Consider the following 15,396-nt stretch of genomic DNA (forward strand, 5'->3'; position numbering starts at 1 on the left):
AAAAATCCAGACATAAGACTCTTGCAAAAATGAGCGCAGCGACCTCAATCAACGACCGCAAATCCAGCGCTGGAGCTCATTACAAACAGCTTTGCAAGAGACTCACCCCACAAACGAAAAAGCCCCGTCGCGAGACAGGGCTTTTCCAGCATCTACGTAATTATGCCGCGACGACTTCAGTCTTCGGGACAATGCTCACGTAACGGCGGTTGAAAGCGCCTTTTACTTCAAACTTGATCACGCCGTCGATTTTAGCGAACAGAGTGTGATCTTTACCCATGCCAACACCGTAACCGGCGTGGAATTGGGTGCCGCGCTGACGCACGATGATGTTGCCCGGAATGATAACCTGGCCGCCATACATCTTCACGCCAAGGCGTTTGGCTTCTGAGTCGCGACCGTTACGGGTACTACCACCAGCTTTTTTGTGTGCCATGAGTCAATTCTCCTAGTGAGGAATTAGGCTGAAATTAAGCCTGAATACCGGTGATTTTGATCTCGGTGTACCACTGGCGGTGGCCCATACGCTTCATGTGGTGCTTACGACGACGGAACTTGATGATGCGGACTTTATCGTGACGACCTTGGGAGATCACTTCAGCCACAACGGTAGCGCCAGCAACAACTGGAGCGCCGATGTTCACGTCATCGCCATTGGCGACCAACAGAACGCGATCAAAAGTAACGGATTCGCCGGTAGCGATTTCCAGTTTTTCGATCTTCAGGTATTCACCTGGGGCGACCTTGTATTGCTTGCCACCAGTAACAATTACTGCGTACGACATGGTATTTCTCCGATAATCCTGCTCACCCAGCTCTTTATAAGAAGAGGTATTGGCTGGCATGGCTGCATATGGCTGGAAGGCCAGTTTGCAATTGCGTAAGGCAGGTGCTGCCCAGGAAGTTCAGGGTGCGCGATTGTACGCAAGCTGCCGTGGCGTTGCAAGAGGCCGTCCATCGCGCCTTGACACCCGCCGACGTGGGTCCTAGCATGCCGCGCAACCCTTCTGGAGCGACTGTCGCTGATGCAACCCCAAGCTTTCTACCGCGCGGTGGCGGACGATTTTAGCGCCGTCGACGGCATCATCAAGAAGCAGCTGACTTCCCGAGTGCCGCTGGTTTCAAAAATCGGCGATTACATTACCTCGGCTGGCGGTAAACGCCTGCGTCCTTTGTTAGTGCTGCTGTGTGGCAAGGCCCTTGGCCGCGAAGGCGACGACCTGCGTCTGCTGGCCGCGACCATCGAGTTCCTGCACACCGCCACCCTGCTGCACGACGACGTGGTCGACATGTCCGGCATGCGCCGCGGCCGTTCGACCGCCAACGCCATGTGGGGCAACGCGCCAAGCGTGCTGGTGGGCGACTTCCTGTACTCGCGCTCCTTCGAAATGATGGTCGAACTGGGCTCCATGCCGGTGATGAAGATCCTTTCGCAAGCCACGCGCATCATCGCCGAAGGCGAGGTGTTGCAGCTGTCCAAGGTTCGTGACGCGAGCACTACCGAAGAAACCTACATGGAAGTCATCCGCGGCAAGACCGCGATGCTTTTCGAGGCTTCGACCCACAGTGCCGCCGCCCTCTGCGAAGCCACGCCGGAACAGGCTGAAGCCCTGCGCACGTTTGGCGATCACCTGGGCGTAGCCTTCCAGCTGGTCGACGACCTGCTGGACTACAAAGGTGACGCAGAGACCCTGGGCAAGAACGTCGGTGACGATCTGGCCGAAGGCAAGCCGACCCTGCCGCTGATCTACACCATGCGCGAAGGCACGCCGGAGCAAGCAGCCCTGGTGCGCAAGGCGATCCAGAAAGGTGGCATCGAGGACCTGGAAAGCATTCGCGAGGCCGTTGATGCTTCCGGTTCGCTTGAGTACACCGCGCAACTGGCCCGCGACTACGTGGCCCGTGCGATCAAATGCCTCGACGCGCTGCCCGCCAGCGAATACCGCGATGCATTGGTCGAGCTGAGTGAATTCGCGGTCGCCCGCACTCACTGATCCGCTATTTGTAGGAGCCGGCTTGCTGGCGATCCAGTCGCTGCGGTGTTCCAGAAACACCGCGTGTGATGCCATCGCCGGCAAGCCGGCTCCTACAGGTCACCTCCCCCCGCCTAAAACCCTATATAATGTGCGCTTTTTAGCGATCCTGAATCCAAGGAGCTTTAGTGAGCACGTTGCCACCCTGCCCGAAATGCAATTCCGAATACACCTATGAAGACGGCGCACAGCTGATCTGCCCGGAGTGCGCCCACGAATGGTCCGCCAGCGGCGAAGCTGAAGCGGCGTCCGATGACGCCGTGAAAAAGGATTCGGTGGGCAATGTCCTGCAAGACGGCGACACCATCACCGTGATCAAGGACCTCAAGGTCAAAGGCACATCGCTGGTGGTCAAGGTCGGCACCAAGGTCAAGAACATCCGCTTGTGCGATGGCGATCACGACATCGACTGCAAGATCGACGGCATCGGCCCGATGAAGCTCAAATCCGAGTTCGTCAGAAAAGTCTGAACCTGCTGTATTCCATCCCGCGCCCGGCGTGGGATGGTGCTTCGCCCTCCCCCGCTTCGCCCCGCATTTCCTCGCAATAGCCAAACGCCAGCCGTTTTGACCTTACGCAATCTTTACCCGGAAAAAAACACAAACCGCCAATAGGCCCTTGCTATTTGATGAATAAGAATTATTCTCATTGAAACCAATCAATGGAGATGAGACCCATGACTTATTTGATCGATGCCTGGCTGGACCGCCCACACCCCTACCTCAGGATCCTGCATCGGGAAACCGGGGAAGTCTGTGCGGTGCTTGAAGAAGAAGCCTTGAACGAGCTGCAGGATCAGGGTGACCTGGACGTCAACGGCTTGAGTTCCAGCGAGCCGGTGGTGCTCAAGGAACTGGTGCGCAATCTGTTTCTGTTCTGCTACGCCCGGGCGTTGCGCCCGTCGCATGAACTGCATCACAAGCTAGAAATATGAGAAATCCCAAACCGTGTAGGAGCCGGCTTGCTGGCGATCGCATCACCGCGGTGCAACTGAAACACCGAGGCGCATGGATCGCCAGCAAGCCGGCTCCTACAGGTAGTCAGGCTTACAGAACGTCGAGCAGCTCGACGTCGAAGACCAGTACGCTGTGCGGCGGAATGCTGCCAACGCCTTGAGCGCCGTAAGCCAGTTCGCTCGGCACGTACAGACGCCATTTGCTGCCAGCGTTCATCAGTTGCAGGGCTTCGGTCCAGCCAGCGATCACGCCGCCTACCGGGAATTCTGCAGGCTGACCGCGCTCGTAGGAGCTGTCGAACACAGTGCCGTCGATCAGGGTGCCGTGGTAGTGAGTACGCACTTGGTCTTCACGGGTCGGCTTGGCGCCTTCACCGGCAGTCAGCACTTCGAATTGCAGACCGGAAGCCAGGGTGGTGATGCCATCGCGCTTGGCGTTTTCAGCCAGGAATGCCAAGCCTTCGCCAGCAGCCGCTTCAGCTTTTGCAGCTGCTTCGGCTTGCATGATTTCACGGATAACCTTGAAGCTGGCGGACATTTCTTCCTGACCTACACGGCTTTCCTTACCGGCGAAAGCGTCAGTCAGGCCTGCCAGGATTGCGTCCAGGCTAACGCCCGGCGGCGGGTTGTCGCGCAGTTGGTCGCCCAACTGACGGCCAATGCCGTAGCTGACGCGGGTTTCGTCGGTGGACAGATTTACTTCGGACATGACACTGCTCCGCTGTGCGGACGGCCCTGGAACTTGCCGTGCGTGCACAGCGCGTCCCGGAACGCCCGGAACCAAAAGGGCCAGCAGACTAGCACAGATGTCGTTGCGCTGATGAGGGGGTGTCAGTGCTGCCAGGCAGAACCGAAGGCAATCGGTACCTTCAGGCTTTCCCCAGCACTCGCACCCAACCCGCACATTTCATCGTGAACCGATGTATGCACAAGGTTGAATGGCAAGGTGGGAAAGTTATGCAGCACTTCACGCGCATGCTCGACCGAGCGCAGGTGAACCATCTCGCCGTGAGCATCACTCAACGGGTAGGCGGCCCCGTGCATGCGCGCCTCCAACAGGTAGATTCCGCCTTCCATGGAGATCAGGTTCAGCTCATCGACTTTCCCTGCGATGGCATAAGCACGTAACTCTACGAAGTTCATGAACGCACCTCACGCAGTGGCGAGCCAGCATTCATACAGGCATAGGCCTCGCAGCATCAAAGTACAAGCCATAAGCGCCACCGCCCGTCTGTTTCACACCGCCCATGTAGGAGCGAGCCTGCTCGCGAAGAACGTCAACGATAGCGCGTGCATCCTGGATAAACGCGGTGTCCTTGAGTTCTTCGCGAGCAGGCTCGCTCCTACATGGGGCCGCACTCAGTGCTTGGTGAGTTTATCCAGATACCCCATGGCAAACGCCGATACAACGAAGGTCATGTGGATGATCACGTACCACTTCAAATGCTCGGGATCGACGTTCTTGGCGTCCATGAAAACCCGCAGCAGGTGAATCGACGAAATGGCCACGATCGACGCCGCGACCTTCATCTTCAACGAAGACGAATCCATGGTGCCCAGCCAGTTGAGCTTTTCCTTGTTGTCGTCGATGTCCAGCTGGGAGACGAAGTTCTCGTAGCCGGAAATCATCACCATCACCAGCAAACCGCCCACCAGTGCCATGTCGATCAGCGACAGCAGCACCAGGATCACTTCCGACTCAACCATCGAGAAGATGTTGGGGAGAATGTGGAAAACTTCCTGGAAGAATTTCAGCGCCAGGGCCAGCAGCCCGAGGGACAGACCGAAGTAGATCGGCGCCAGCAGCCAGCGGGAGGCGTACATTGCATTTTCGATAAAGCGTTCCATTGAATCTCACACGTGGGCTGGAAATGGCCGCGAGTATACCAGCCACCCGTTACAGCCAGAAACACTCGGAAAATCCGCCACCTGCGCGTGTGTGACAAGGTTTTTCTGCTAGTGTCCAAAGCATTGACACCTCTGCGACATCGGACAGGACGACGGGAAATGGATGTGCGATTGCCTTTAATGAGCGCCGGGATTTGTCTGGCCCTGCTGGTGAGCGGCTGTTCACCGGACGATGACAAACGCCAGGTCAGCCTTGAGGAAAAGACCGCGCAATTCGAAACCTCCCTCGACGCAATCCAGGACCCGAAACTCAAGGATGCCGTGGCCGAACTCGGTGGCTCCCTGCTGCTGCTCGAACGTGCGCAACTCAAACTCGACAGCAAACCGGTAGAAACCGAGTACGGCGCAGACGTCCTTGCCGTGCTCAAGCACTACCCCACGCCACAGGCGCTGGTCGACACGTACATTAACGGCCTGTTCGTGCTGCACAAGGATTCCAGCTCCGACTACCTGACCGATCTGCAACCGGTGTTCCCGTTCAACTTCAACATTCCGGCCGAGTTTCTCTTTCCCCATGGCCTGGAATGGCAGTCGGTGACCTTGAGCAACAAACGCGTGATCCCGTTCCAGCCGGAGTGGTCGGAAACCGATCCGGGCATTCAACTGAGCCCGTCGAGCTCCAACCTGACCAGCCCCGACGATCTCACGGTGACTTACCCCTTCATCGACGGCCTGGGCATGGAAATCAAGAACCAGCCGCAGCCCGTCAGCCTGCAAGGCAAGGTCGAAGTCATCGCCCCGCGCAGGCTCTATAGCTTCGACCTGACCAAAAAAGACGTCGGCCAGACTCGCAGCAATGACAACCTGAGCGTCACGCTGCTGAAGCTGACAAACAACTACGCCGAAATCGAGTTCAGCAACAGCGCGCCGCTGGCCCCGGAAGTCAGCGAGATACCCTTCAACCCGTCGGTCGTCCAGGCCAGGGACGCCACCGGGCAATTTCTCTCACGCTCGGGTTCGATCAACCAAACCGCCGCGCAAATTGCCTTCTACCAGAAACAACTGGCGAAAATGCAACAGCAGAAGAGCTGGAGCGAAGCCTTCGAAAGGCAGCTCGATGAAGAACAACGCGCGTTTGAGAAGCAACAAACCAGGCATTACTCCAAGGTGTATTTCAACGGCCCCATCGAGACCCTTGAAGTCAGCCTGCTGGACTTTTCGGCGGCCACGGTCACGCGCAAGGACCTGGACCTGCCGATCCGTCGCTTCGATCAACACACCACGGCAAAAACCATCCAGCCACTGACTTTACCCGTGGTCGTGTACGACGATCAGGCACCGACCTGGCTCAAAGGCGCAACGCTCAGCGAGGAGCAACTGAAGAAAAGCGTCAGCATCCGGCAATCGGTGGACGACCCGAGCGCGGCGCGCATCGAGTTCGATCACACCCGAAGCTTCAACGATGAACTGCTTGGCACGTCCTTCAGCCCTGGCGATAGCCCGGTCAGCTTCTTTACCGAGGACAGCAGCGGTAAACGCGACGAGCCGATCGAACTGCCGCCCGAGGCTTACCAGGTCGATCCCCTGCGCGGCATCATCACTTATGACCTGAACCTGTTCGCGCAAACGCCGGCGTTTGCGGTGGGTTCCATGCCTCTGTTCCTGGCCACGGTCGACAAGCAAACACTTGAAACCGACCGGCTGCCCAAAGGCCTGGAATTGAAAGGCAATGCACTGGTGGTTGATCTGAAGCTGTTTCCCGCCCAGGACTGGCGCTTTTTCGCCAGGGACGATAGCGGCCACTATCTCAAGGAGATTCTCTCGGTCATTCACGATGCGAGTGCGCAGGGCCCGGCGTTATTCAGCGTGCATTACTTCTACGGCCAGCCGGCGCAGCTGGAAACCTACCAGCGAACCGATCTCACCACGGTGCAATATGGATTCGAGGTCAAACTCGACAAGGCTGATACGTCCAACCTCGCCCAATAGTCGTCTCAGTGATCGGGGCGGAACTCGAAGCCCCCCATGTTGCGGCAGCGCCCACCATTGATTTCCCGTAGCTGGGCTTGCAGGTGCAGGCACCAGATTTGCGGGTCATCGGCCAGTTCATAGCCGTGCAACGTCAGGCTTTCAACGATGGTGTCGAGGATCGATTCAGCCGCGAAGGGCCCAGGAAACGGACCTTGGGCTTTGATGGCTGAGGGTTGTTCGCCAGCCATTCCGGCGGCGAAAAGCAAAGTCCACATGCCCGTATCACCAGCCAATGGCTTGATGGCACATTCGATACGGGTCACAAGGCCCAGGCATTGACGGGTGAGGCAGAGGTTGCGCGACATGGCGGCGACCCTCGGTAGATCCGGTATTCAGCTCCCACGGGAGAACTGTCTCGATCCAGTGATTACTGTCGATGTCCTTGAGCTGAGAATAGAAGAAAAGTCAGACCCGCACGCCAGCTGAGACCAGAAGGCGCCGAATGGTCATTGTGTGAATATTGACGTCAGAGTGATGGCACATTGTTCTGGATAGGCCCGATACAAATGTGGGAGCGGGCCTGCTCGCGATAGCGATGTGTCAGCCGACATTTATGTCAACTGACACTCCCCAATCGCGAGCAGGCTCGCTCCCACAGTGGACCGGTGCTGTATCAGGCCGGCTTGGCTTCGACCAACGCTTCTTGTGCCGCTTCTTTCTCGGCTTCTTTCAGGTCTTCTTCGCTGATCATTTCCGCGATCACCCGCAAGCGCTCCACCACCCGCGCATTCACGCTGCCTTCTGGGAATTCGCCATTTTCATCCGGCGCACCGGCAGGCTCGCCGACCAACAGGCTCAGCGCTTCGTCAGCCTGGCGCACTGCGTAAACGTGGAATTGCCCTGCGCGCACCGCCGCCAGCACTTTCTCGTCCAGCATCAGCGTCGCCACGTTGGCGTGAGGAATGATCGCCCCCTGCTCACCGGTCAGCCCGCGGGCTTCGCAGAGACGGAAGAAGCCTTCGATCTTCTCGTTGACCCCGCCCACCGCCTGCACTTCGCCGAACTGGTTGATCGAGCCAGTGATTGCAAAGCATTGCTTGAGCGGCGTTTTCGACAACGCCGAAATCAACGTGCATGCCTCGCCCAACGACGCACTGTCGCCATCGACATAACCGTAGGACTGCTCCAGGGCGATACTCGCGGAAATCGCCAACGGGAATTCCTGGGCGTAACGGCTGCCCAGATACCCGGTGAGGATCATCACGCCTTTGGAGTGAATCGGCTGGCCGAGGTTGACCTCACGCTCGATGTCGACAATGCCGCTGCCACCCGGGTACACCGTGGCGGAAATCCGCGCCGGGACACCAAACGCCGAGTCCCCGACTTCCAGTACCGTCAGCCCGTTGCACTTGCCCACGGCCGCGCCATCGGTGTCGATCAGGATGATTCCCGCCAGCATGTCATCGAGAATCCGCGCCGAAACGCGCCCGGTGCGGGTGGCCTTGGCCTTGAGCGCACGCTCGATGTGGCCGGCGTCGGTCATTTCATCGCTGGCCAGGTGACGAATGAAATCCGCCTCGCTGACCAGTTGGAACAAGTCACCGATCCGCGCCGACAAACGCCCCTGGTGCTCGGCCAGACGCGCGCTGTAGGTCGCCAGACGCGCCACCGCATCGGCGGTCAGCGGTGCCATGCCTTCTTCGGAGGTACGGGTTTTGAGCAACTGGGCGAACTGCTCCAGGCTTTCGTCGACCATCGGGATGTCTTCGTCGAAGTCCACCAGAACGCGGAACATCTCCTGGAAGTCCGGATCGAGGTCTTGCAGCGTGTAATACAACTGCCGGGCACCGATGATGACGACTTTGACCTGCAACGGAATGTGTTGCGGTGTCAGGGTCACGGTGGCCAGACGCCCCAGCTCACCCAGCGGTGATTCCATTTTCAGTTTGCGCGATTGCAGGGCGCGCTTGAGCGCATCCCATACGAACGGCTCGCTGAGCATTTTATCGGCTTCAAGGATCAGGAAACCGCCGTTCGCGCGGTGCAGCGCGCCCGGTCGCAACTGGCGATACGTAGTGTAGAGCGCGCCCTGATCGGTGCTGTATTCGATGCGGCCAAACAGGTTTTCGTAGGTCGGGTGCGGCTCGAACACCACCGGCGCACCGCCGCTGGCCGAGTGACCGACCACCAGGCTCGGCGCGTATTGCTCTTCCAGCATCTTGCGCGCCACCGCATCGACCTTGCTGTCGTCGACCAATTGCTCGACCACGGTTTTCAGCAAGTAAACCTGCATGGCTTGCAGGTAACCGCACACCGCCGCGTTCTCGGCGTATTTTTCCGATAACGGCGACAGCAACGGTTGCAAGGCCAGGGTGATGGTTTCTTCGTTGAGGTGGCGCAGCTGATTGCTCGACTCGCGCTTCCACTGCGGCAGGCTGGCGAGTTCTTCGTTCAGACGCTCTTCCAGGCCAGAGATGTCTTCGTGGAAACGCTCGCGATCGGCTTCCGGCAACTGGGCGAATTCAGCTTCATCCAGCGCCTTGCCTTCGCTCATCGGGGTAAACGCGATGTTGCTCGCGTCACGGTACAGCGCGACTTCTTTCTCCAGCGCCAGGCGCTCGATGATGTCCAGCGCCTTGTCGTAGCGCTGGTTGAAGGCGCGGTCGATGGCGCTTTTTTTCTGCTGATAAGACGGATGTTCGAAGACCGCCGGGAAGGTCGCCAGCAGGTTGTCGATCAAAGCGTTGATATCACCGATGAACGCGCCGGCCGTGCCCGATGGCAATTCCAGGGCGCGCGGCTCGCGGGGTTCATCGAAATTGTTGACGTAGACCCAGTCGGCCGGGGTCTGCAGGCGCTTGCCTTCGGCCTTCAGGTAGCGTTTGACGAACGAAAACCGGCCAGTGCCAGGCTCGCCCATGACGAATACGTTGTAACCGGGGCGTGGCATGGCCACACCAAACTGCAAGGCTTCGACCGCACGTTCCTGGCCAAGCACACCGCGGAAGGGCTCCAGATCATTGGTGGTAGAGAAGCTGAACTGTTCAGCGGAAAACGGACGGGTCAGCGCTTCGGGCGCTAGACGCAAGCTGGCAGCAACAGGATCAGGCATCGGGCTTCCTTACATCAGGCGGGGCAGATAGCGGCATTCTGGCGCTGCCCATACCCCACTTGCAAGGCGCGCCTTTCGCCAAAGCATAGCCAAACGGGCATCCCCAGGCGGGCCGGGTCTAAATCAATGTTTTCAACGAATGTTTCGTAAAAAGTCACGGAACCCTTGGAACGTGCCTAAACTCCAAGCTGCGCGGCTGGAACAATAACCGGCCCACTGGCGCCAGATCGGGCCAGAACCCTTGTCCATTGGTACGCACATAAAGAGAACAAAGCTATGAAACGGATTCTTCTCGGTACTCTCTTCACCGCTGTATCCATCAACGCTATGGCACAGGCGCCAGGCGGCCCGGATTGCGGGTGGGGCAACATGCTGTTCGAAGGTCAGCGTGGCACCCCGGCTCACTTCCTGGCATCCACCACCAACGGCACTTCCGGCAACGCAACGTTCGGTATGACCTCTGGTACCAACGGTTGCGCGACTAATGCGTCGCTGACTTATGGCGGCAAATCCTGGTTTGCCATGAATGGCATGATGAACGAGCTGTCCGAAGACATGGCTAAAGGTAACGGCGAAGCGCTGACGACCTACGCCGTGGTACTGGGCGTGGCGCCGGAAGACCGTGCGCATTTCGCGGCTGTGACTCACGAGCACTTCCAGCAGATCTTCAGCAAGGCTGACGTGACTGCAGAAGATGTGCATACCAACACCCTGGCCGTTTTGAAGGCCGATCCTCGTCTGGCCAAGTACGCAACTCAAGCTTAAGCTCGACCCGCCCGCTCCTTTCGGGGAGCGGGTTTTATTTTTTGGACCTGCCCTCTTTGGTAATCCTGTTTAACTGTAGGAGCTGGCTTGCCAGCGATGATCGTTAACGATGACGCGTGCTTACTGGATAAACACGGCGCCTTTGAGACCATCGCTGGCAAGCCAGCTCCTACATTGACGGTGTCTACCGCGCTGGGTCTTTATTTTTTTCGACTTAAGTTGCCCACTATGCTCAAACGCCTTGCCTGGCTGGCGCTCTGTGTCTGCGCCCCGCTGTCCGCCGCGCCTCACATCGACAATCAACGTTTGCAGCAACTGGCCAACGACCCCTTCTGGATTTCCCTGGGGCATTACGAAACCGCCAAGCTCGGTGGCTGGCGCAGCTATGTCAGCGACAGGAAGTTCTTTCTGGCGCCCGATGGCAACGAACACCCCGACCGCGAACTGGCGGCCACCGTACAGGCGCTGTACGCTCCGGCCAGTGCCGGCGAAAAACATGCGCAATGCGTCTACCCGGCGCGTACCCGCTGGCTCAAGGCGCAACTCAACCTGACTGATTTGCCGGCCTTGGACTGTGCCGAATTCAAGCAATGGTTCAAGGATGTCTCGCCCCACAGCGCGGTGATGATTTTCCCGGCAGCCTACTTGAACAGTCCGTCATCGATGTTCGGCCACACGCTGCTGCGCATCGATCAGGCGGATGTGCAGAGCGACAAGACGTCATTGCTCAGCTACGCCATCAACTTCGGCGCCTACATCGAAGGTTCCGACAACAGCATTCTCTACGCCTGGAAAGGTTTGATGGGCGGCTACCCGGGCCTGTTTGCGCTGGTGCCGTATCAGGAAAAACTCTCGGAATACCGCAGCCTCGAAAACCGTGACCTGTGGGAATACCGGCTGAACCTGACGCAGCAGGAAACCGAGCGCATGGTCGAGCACGTCTGGGAACTCAAGCAGATCCAGTTCGACTATTTCTTCTTCGACGAAAACTGCTCCTATCGCCTGCTGGAACTGCTGCAGGTGGCGCGTCCAAACTTGCGCCTGACCGAACAATTCCCGCTGACCGCAATCCCCACCGATACGGTCAAAGCGGTGAAAGAAGCCGGCCTGGTGGAATCCATTCAGTATCGGCCGTCCCGCGAACGCGAACTGCTGAGCCGCGCCGAACCGTTGAATCCTGAAGAGCAGCAGTGGGTGCTGAAAGTCAGCGCCGACCAGAAACAGTTGCAGGAGCCGGCGTTCAAGGCGCAACCGCGCGAACGTCAGGCGCTGATCATCGACGCGGCTTACCGGCTCGAACGCTACCGCGCCAACGGCCAGGAACGCGACCCGCAGCGGGCTCAGCGCAGTTTTGAATTGCTGCGGGCGATCAACCAGAACCCGGCGCCGGAGCTGGACATCCCGCAACCGGGCTTACCCGAAGATGGCCATGAATCGCGCACCTGGCAGGCCGGCCTCGGCACCCGGGGCGACAAAGCCTTTGGCGAATATGGCCTGCGCATGGCGTATCACGACCTCAACGACAACTCGGAAAGCTTTCCCCTCGGCGCGCAGATCGAAATCCTGCAGATGAAACTGCGCCAGTACGAAGGCAATCAGTGGCAGTTGCAGCAACTGGATCTGGCGACCATTCGCTCCCTGACCCCGCGCAACGAGCTGCTGCAACCGCTGTCGTGGCAGGTCACCGGCGGCCTGGAGCGGGTGCCGGGCAAACATGACGATGAAACCCTCGTCAGCCATGTCAACGGCGGTGGTGGCGGCACGTGGCAACTGGGCGACGACATGCTCGGTTTTGCCTTGGGCACCGTGCGCGTCGAGCACAACAACGACTTCGCCGGTTTCATCGCCCCGGCGGCGGGTTTTAACAGCGGTGTGCTATGGAAGAATCCGCTGGGCAATTTCAGCCTGGAGGCCAAGGGGGATTTCTTCACCAATGGCGAAGTGCGCCGTAGTTTGAGTCTGAACCAGCAGTGGGAATTGTCGCGCAACCTGGGTCTGCGTCTGAGCGCCCAGCGTGAATTCAGCCATCTGGCTACACCTGAGAATGAAGTGATGCTTGAGCTGAAGTGGTATCACTACTGACCTGTAGGAGCCGGCTTGCTGCGGGCGGCGTTCCGACGATGGCATCACCGCGGTGAATCAGATAAACCGTGTCGATGCGATCGCCAGCAAGCCGGCTCCTACAAGGGATCTGTGTTGTTCAACGGATTCATCACAGGCCTTTCACGAAGGTCTCACGAATGCACTTCTAGACTTGAACCATAGGCCGTTGAACGGCCGGGAGTCCGAGATGTGGCGTTGTGTGGGTGTGGTGGGTGTGTTGCTGTTGTGCGCGGGTTGCCAGACGACTCACGAAGACCTGATTGCCAAAGGTTATCCTCCGGCCTTCGCCGATGGTTTCGATGACGGCTGCAGCAGTGGTCGACAGGCCGCCGGGGCGATCACCGGTGAATTTCGCAAGAACGTGCCGCGGTATCTCAAGGACAAGCCATACGCCGAAGGCTGGAGCGATGGTTTCCGCCAATGCCAGGCCATGCGCGAAAGCGAAGACCGCGAGGACTATCGCAGCCATCACTGGGACGAACGTGAAAAAGCCTGGCAACAGCAGAAAGATCAGGACGCCGCCCGTGCGTTTCGCTCGCAATGAGTCGCTGACAGACATCCGCCGAAACTAAAAGCCTGTGACCATGGCCTAAACCTCATAACGGGAGGAAACCATGAGTCGCGCCTTCGTCAATGAAGATAACGCCGCCGCGCAAGTTGATCAGCCCGTCGAACGGCAGGTCAGCACGCAGCCCAATTACGTCACGCCCGCAGGCCTTGCCCAGTTGCAGGCAAAAGTCGCCGGGTTGCAACAATTGCACAATGAACAATCGGCCAAAGGCGAACAGGCCGACAAGCAACGCCTGGTGGACCTTGAGCGGGATTTGCGCTACTTCAATCAGCGCCTGCAAAGCGCTCAGGTCGTGACCGCCGCCAGTTCGACGCAAAAGGTGCAGATCGGCGGCCGCGTGACCTTCGCCGACGAGCACAGCACCGAGCAAACCGTGCAATTGGTCGGTGAAGACCAGGCCGACGCGTCTGCGGGCCTGATCAACTGGGGTTCACCGCTGGGCCGGGCATTGCTTGGGGCGCAACTCGGCGACGAGGTGCTGTGGCAACGCCCGGCCGGCGATCAGACGATCGAAATCATCCGCATCGAACCGGCTTAAACCACGCCCTGGGCAAGCATGGCGTCGGCGACTTTGACGAAACCGGCGATGTTCGCGCCTTTGACGTAGTTGATGCGGCCGTTCTCTTCGCCGTAATGCACGCACGCATGGTGGATCGATTGCATGATCCCGTGGAGCTTGCTGTCCACTTCCCCGCCGGTCCACAGCAGACGCATGGCGTTCTGCGACATCTCCAGCCCGCTCACCGCGACACCGCCGGCGTTGGACGCCTTGCCCGGCGCGAACAGAATCCCGGCCTCGATAAACAGGTCCACGGCTTCCAGGGTGGTCGGCATGTTCGCGCCTTCCGCCACGCAGATGCAGCCGTTGCGCAGCAACGTGCGCGCGGCCTCGGCATCCAGTTCGTTTTGAGTGGCGCAGGGCAGCGCGATGTCGCACGCCAGATCCCATGGGCACTGACCCGCACGGAACTCCAGGCCGAAACGCGTGGCCAGCTCGCTGATCCGTCCACGCTTGACGTTTTTCAGCTCCAACAGCGCCAGCCACTGTTCTTCGGTCAAACCCGCCTCGCAATACAGCGTGCCTTCGGAGTCCGAGAGCGAAATCACCTTGCCGCCCAGGTCCATGACCTTGCGCGCCGCGTACTGCGCAACGTTGCCGGAACCCGAGATGGCTACGCGCTTGCCTTCGACGGCTTCACCGCTGCGCTTGAGCATTTCCTCGGCGAAGTACACGCAGCCGAAACCGGTGGCTTCCGGGCGAATCAGGCTGCCGCCATAGCTCGGGCCTTTGCCGGTCAGCACGCTGGTGAACTGGTTGCTCAGGCGCTTGTACTGGCCGAACAGGAAACCGATCTCGCGGGCACCCACGCCGATGTCGCCGGCCGGCACGTCAACGTCTGCACCGATGTGGCGGTACAACTCGCTCATGAAGGCCTGACAGAAGCGCATGACTTCCGCATCGCTTTTGCCTTTCGGGTCGAAGTCCGAGCCCCCCTTGCCACCGCCCATGGGCAACGAGGTCAGGGAGTTTTTGAAGGTCTGTTCGAAGGCGAGGAATTTCAGTACGCCGAGGTTCACCGAAGGATGGAAACGCAAGCCGCCCTTGTACGGACCGATCGCGCTGTTCATCTGGATGCGGAAACCGCGATTGACCTGCACCTTGCCGTGATCGTCGACCCAGGAAACACGGAACACAATCGCCCGCTCCGGCTCGCAGATCCGCTCCAGAATGCCGGAGGTCAGATAATGCGGATTGGCTTCAAGAAACGGCCACAGACTGCGCAGGACCTCTTCGACGGCCTGGTGGAATTCAGGTTGGTCCGGGTCGCGTTTTTTCAGTCGGGCAAGGAAGGTTTCGACGGATTCGATCATGGAAAAGTCTCGGCAAATTTATTGTCGTTGGAAGAGATTGGGCCGGACTTTAGCAAACGGAGTGCGCACAGTAATAGAGCAAAATGTCGCGTTTATGAAATTAAATGGTGCGCAGGATATAAATAAACTCCATTTTCAGGCTGATTTCGCACCTAAAAAGGGATTC

Annotated in this window: 16 protein-coding genes; 8 read left to right on the forward strand and 8 right to left on the reverse strand. The window is 58.8% G+C overall.

Going from position 1 to position 15,396, the window contains the following annotated elements:
• Positions 1 to 160: 160 nt before the first annotated feature.
• Both rpmA and rplU read right to left on the reverse strand, forming a co-directional pair.
• Positions 161 to 436 (reverse strand): 50S ribosomal protein L27, encoded by a 276-nt coding sequence (rpmA, locus tag PMI32_RS16030; protein ID WP_003215862.1) that lies wholly within the window; start codon positions 434 to 436, stop codon positions 161 to 163.
• 34 nt (positions 437 to 470) lie between these two features.
• Positions 471 to 785, reverse strand: coding sequence for a 50S ribosomal protein L21 (rplU, locus tag PMI32_RS16025; protein ID WP_003176051.1), 315 nt, complete (start codon positions 783 to 785; stop codon positions 471 to 473).
• Positions 786 to 1,025: 240 nt separating this feature from the next.
• Between rplU and PMI32_RS16020 the strand changes: the two genes are divergently transcribed.
• From PMI32_RS16020 to PMI32_RS16010, 3 genes are all read left to right on the forward strand, one after another.
• Positions 1,026 to 1,994: a polyprenyl synthetase family protein gene (locus PMI32_RS16020; RefSeq protein ID WP_008028837.1), complete on the forward strand. Its 969-nt coding sequence runs from the start codon at positions 1,026 to 1,028 to the stop codon at positions 1,992 to 1,994.
• Between the two features lie 167 nt (positions 1,995 to 2,161).
• Positions 2,162 to 2,503, forward strand: a complete 342-nt coding sequence (locus tag PMI32_RS16015) for a zinc ribbon domain-containing protein YjdM (protein ID WP_008028840.1) — start codon at positions 2,162 to 2,164, stop codon at positions 2,501 to 2,503.
• A gap of 206 nt (positions 2,504 to 2,709) precedes the next feature.
• Positions 2,710 to 2,967 carry a PA4570 family protein gene (locus PMI32_RS16010; RefSeq protein ID WP_008028843.1) on the forward strand — a complete coding sequence of 86 codons (258 nt, stop codon included), beginning with the start codon at positions 2,710 to 2,712 and terminating at the stop codon, positions 2,965 to 2,967.
• 112 nt (positions 2,968 to 3,079) lie between these two features.
• On the opposite strand, the gene bamJ is transcribed toward PMI32_RS16010, so the two are convergent.
• The 3 genes from bamJ to PMI32_RS15995 all read right to left on the reverse strand — a co-directional run bounded on the left by bamJ (position 3,080) and on the right by PMI32_RS15995 (position 4,836).
• Complete coding sequence (gene bamJ, locus PMI32_RS16005) at positions 3,080 to 3,697, reverse strand: BamJ family beta-barrel-assembly machinery protein (protein WP_008028844.1); 618 nt, start codon at positions 3,695 to 3,697, stop codon at positions 3,080 to 3,082.
• A gap of 122 nt (positions 3,698 to 3,819) precedes the next feature.
• Positions 3,820 to 4,131 (reverse strand): DUF6482 family protein, encoded by a 312-nt coding sequence (locus tag PMI32_RS16000; RefSeq protein WP_008028846.1) that lies wholly within the window; start codon positions 4,129 to 4,131, stop codon positions 3,820 to 3,822.
• Positions 4,132 to 4,347: 216 nt separating this feature from the next.
• Positions 4,348 to 4,836: a TIGR00645 family protein gene (locus PMI32_RS15995; RefSeq protein ID WP_008028847.1), complete on the reverse strand. Its 489-nt coding sequence runs from the start codon at positions 4,834 to 4,836 to the stop codon at positions 4,348 to 4,350.
• A 159-nt stretch (positions 4,837 to 4,995) separates the two neighbouring features.
• Here PMI32_RS15995 and PMI32_RS15990 point away from each other — a divergent pair, with 159 nt between their 5' ends.
• Positions 4,996 to 6,825 carry a hypothetical protein gene (locus PMI32_RS15990; protein WP_008028849.1) on the forward strand — a complete coding sequence of 610 codons (1,830 nt, stop codon included), beginning with the start codon at positions 4,996 to 4,998 and terminating at the stop codon, positions 6,823 to 6,825.
• 5 nt (positions 6,826 to 6,830) lie between these two features.
• Here PMI32_RS15990 and PMI32_RS15985 read toward each other — a convergent pair whose 3' ends face one another.
• Together PMI32_RS15985 and PMI32_RS15980 are read right to left on the reverse strand one after the other, a co-directional pair.
• Complete coding sequence (locus tag PMI32_RS15985; protein WP_008028851.1) at positions 6,831 to 7,172, reverse strand: PA4575 family protein; 342 nt, start codon at positions 7,170 to 7,172, stop codon at positions 6,831 to 6,833.
• Positions 7,173 to 7,480: 308 nt separating this feature from the next.
• A complete protein-coding gene (locus PMI32_RS15980; RefSeq protein WP_008028854.1) occupies positions 7,481 to 9,919 on the reverse strand; it encodes a Lon protease family protein in 2,439 nt (812 codons plus the stop codon).
• 276 nt (positions 9,920 to 10,195) lie between these two features.
• Here PMI32_RS15980 and PMI32_RS15975 point away from each other — a divergent pair, with 276 nt between their 5' ends.
• The 4 genes from PMI32_RS15975 to PMI32_RS15960 all read left to right on the forward strand — a co-directional run bounded on the left by PMI32_RS15975 (position 10,196) and on the right by PMI32_RS15960 (position 13,896).
• Positions 10,196 to 10,684, forward strand: coding sequence for a DUF3015 domain-containing protein (locus PMI32_RS15975; protein ID WP_008028855.1), 489 nt, complete (start codon positions 10,196 to 10,198; stop codon positions 10,682 to 10,684).
• A 228-nt stretch (positions 10,685 to 10,912) separates the two neighbouring features.
• The gene (locus PMI32_RS15970; RefSeq protein WP_032828745.1) at positions 10,913 to 12,766 is read left to right on the forward strand and encodes an Lnb N-terminal periplasmic domain-containing protein; all 1,854 of its coding nucleotides are present in this window, start codon (positions 10,913 to 10,915) and stop codon (positions 12,764 to 12,766) included.
• A gap of 208 nt (positions 12,767 to 12,974) precedes the next feature.
• Entirely contained in the window at positions 12,975 to 13,331 is a 357-nt protein-coding gene (locus tag PMI32_RS15965; protein ID WP_008028859.1) for a hypothetical protein, read from the forward strand.
• Positions 13,332 to 13,401: 70 nt separating this feature from the next.
• On the forward strand, positions 13,402 to 13,896 hold the full coding sequence (locus PMI32_RS15960; RefSeq protein WP_008028861.1) for a GreA/GreB family elongation factor: 495 nt from the start codon (positions 13,402 to 13,404) through the stop codon (positions 13,894 to 13,896).
• Here the strand turns inward: PMI32_RS15960 and gdhA are convergent.
• The gene (gdhA, locus tag PMI32_RS15955; RefSeq protein WP_008028863.1) at positions 13,893 to 15,230 is read right to left on the reverse strand and encodes an NADP-specific glutamate dehydrogenase; all 1,338 of its coding nucleotides are present in this window, start codon (positions 15,228 to 15,230) and stop codon (positions 13,893 to 13,895) included. The two genes, PMI32_RS15960 and gdhA, sit on opposite strands and share 4 nt — an antisense overlap.
• Positions 15,231 to 15,396: the final 166 nt, after the last annotated feature.

This window comes from Pseudomonas sp. GM60 (assembly GCF_000282415.1).
In the GTDB taxonomy this organism is placed as follows: Bacteria; Pseudomonadota; Gammaproteobacteria; order Pseudomonadales; family Pseudomonadaceae; genus Aquipseudomonas; species Aquipseudomonas migulae.

Bases quoted from the DNA above. Each gene is read 5' to 3' on its own strand.
- rpmA (WP_003215862.1), bottom strand. From the start codon at position 436: ATGGCACACAAAAAAGCTGGTGGTAGTACCCGTAACGGTCGCGACTCA.
- rplU (WP_003176051.1), bottom strand. From the start codon at position 785: ATGTCGTACGCAGTAATTGTTACTGGTGGCAAGCAATACAAGGTCGCC.
- PMI32_RS16020 (WP_008028837.1), top strand. From the start codon at position 1,026: ATGCAACCCCAAGCTTTCTACCGCGCGGTGGCGGACGATTTTAGCGCC.
- PMI32_RS16010 (WP_008028843.1), top strand. From the start codon at position 2,710: ATGACTTATTTGATCGATGCCTGGCTGGACCGCCCACACCCCTACCTC.
- bamJ (WP_008028844.1), bottom strand. From the start codon at position 3,697: ATGTCCGAAGTAAATCTGTCCACCGACGAAACCCGCGTCAGCTACGGC.
- PMI32_RS16000 (WP_008028846.1), bottom strand. From the start codon at position 4,131: ATGAACTTCGTAGAGTTACGTGCTTATGCCATCGCAGGGAAAGTCGAT.
- PMI32_RS15995 (WP_008028847.1), bottom strand. From the start codon at position 4,836: ATGGAACGCTTTATCGAAAATGCAATGTACGCCTCCCGCTGGCTGCTG.
- PMI32_RS15990 (WP_008028849.1), top strand. From the start codon at position 4,996: ATGGATGTGCGATTGCCTTTAATGAGCGCCGGGATTTGTCTGGCCCTG.
- PMI32_RS15985 (WP_008028851.1), bottom strand. From the start codon at position 7,172: ATGTCGCGCAACCTCTGCCTCACCCGTCAATGCCTGGGCCTTGTGACC.
- PMI32_RS15980 (WP_008028854.1), bottom strand. From the start codon at position 9,919: ATGCCTGATCCTGTTGCTGCCAGCTTGCGTCTAGCGCCCGAAGCGCTG.
- PMI32_RS15975 (WP_008028855.1), top strand. From the start codon at position 10,196: ATGAAACGGATTCTTCTCGGTACTCTCTTCACCGCTGTATCCATCAAC.
- PMI32_RS15970 (WP_032828745.1), top strand. From the start codon at position 10,913: ATGCTCAAACGCCTTGCCTGGCTGGCGCTCTGTGTCTGCGCCCCGCTG.
- PMI32_RS15965 (WP_008028859.1), top strand. From the start codon at position 12,975: ATGTGGCGTTGTGTGGGTGTGGTGGGTGTGTTGCTGTTGTGCGCGGGT.
- PMI32_RS15960 (WP_008028861.1), top strand. From the start codon at position 13,402: ATGAGTCGCGCCTTCGTCAATGAAGATAACGCCGCCGCGCAAGTTGAT.
- gdhA (WP_008028863.1), bottom strand. From the start codon at position 15,230: ATGATCGAATCCGTCGAAACCTTCCTTGCCCGACTGAAAAAACGCGAC.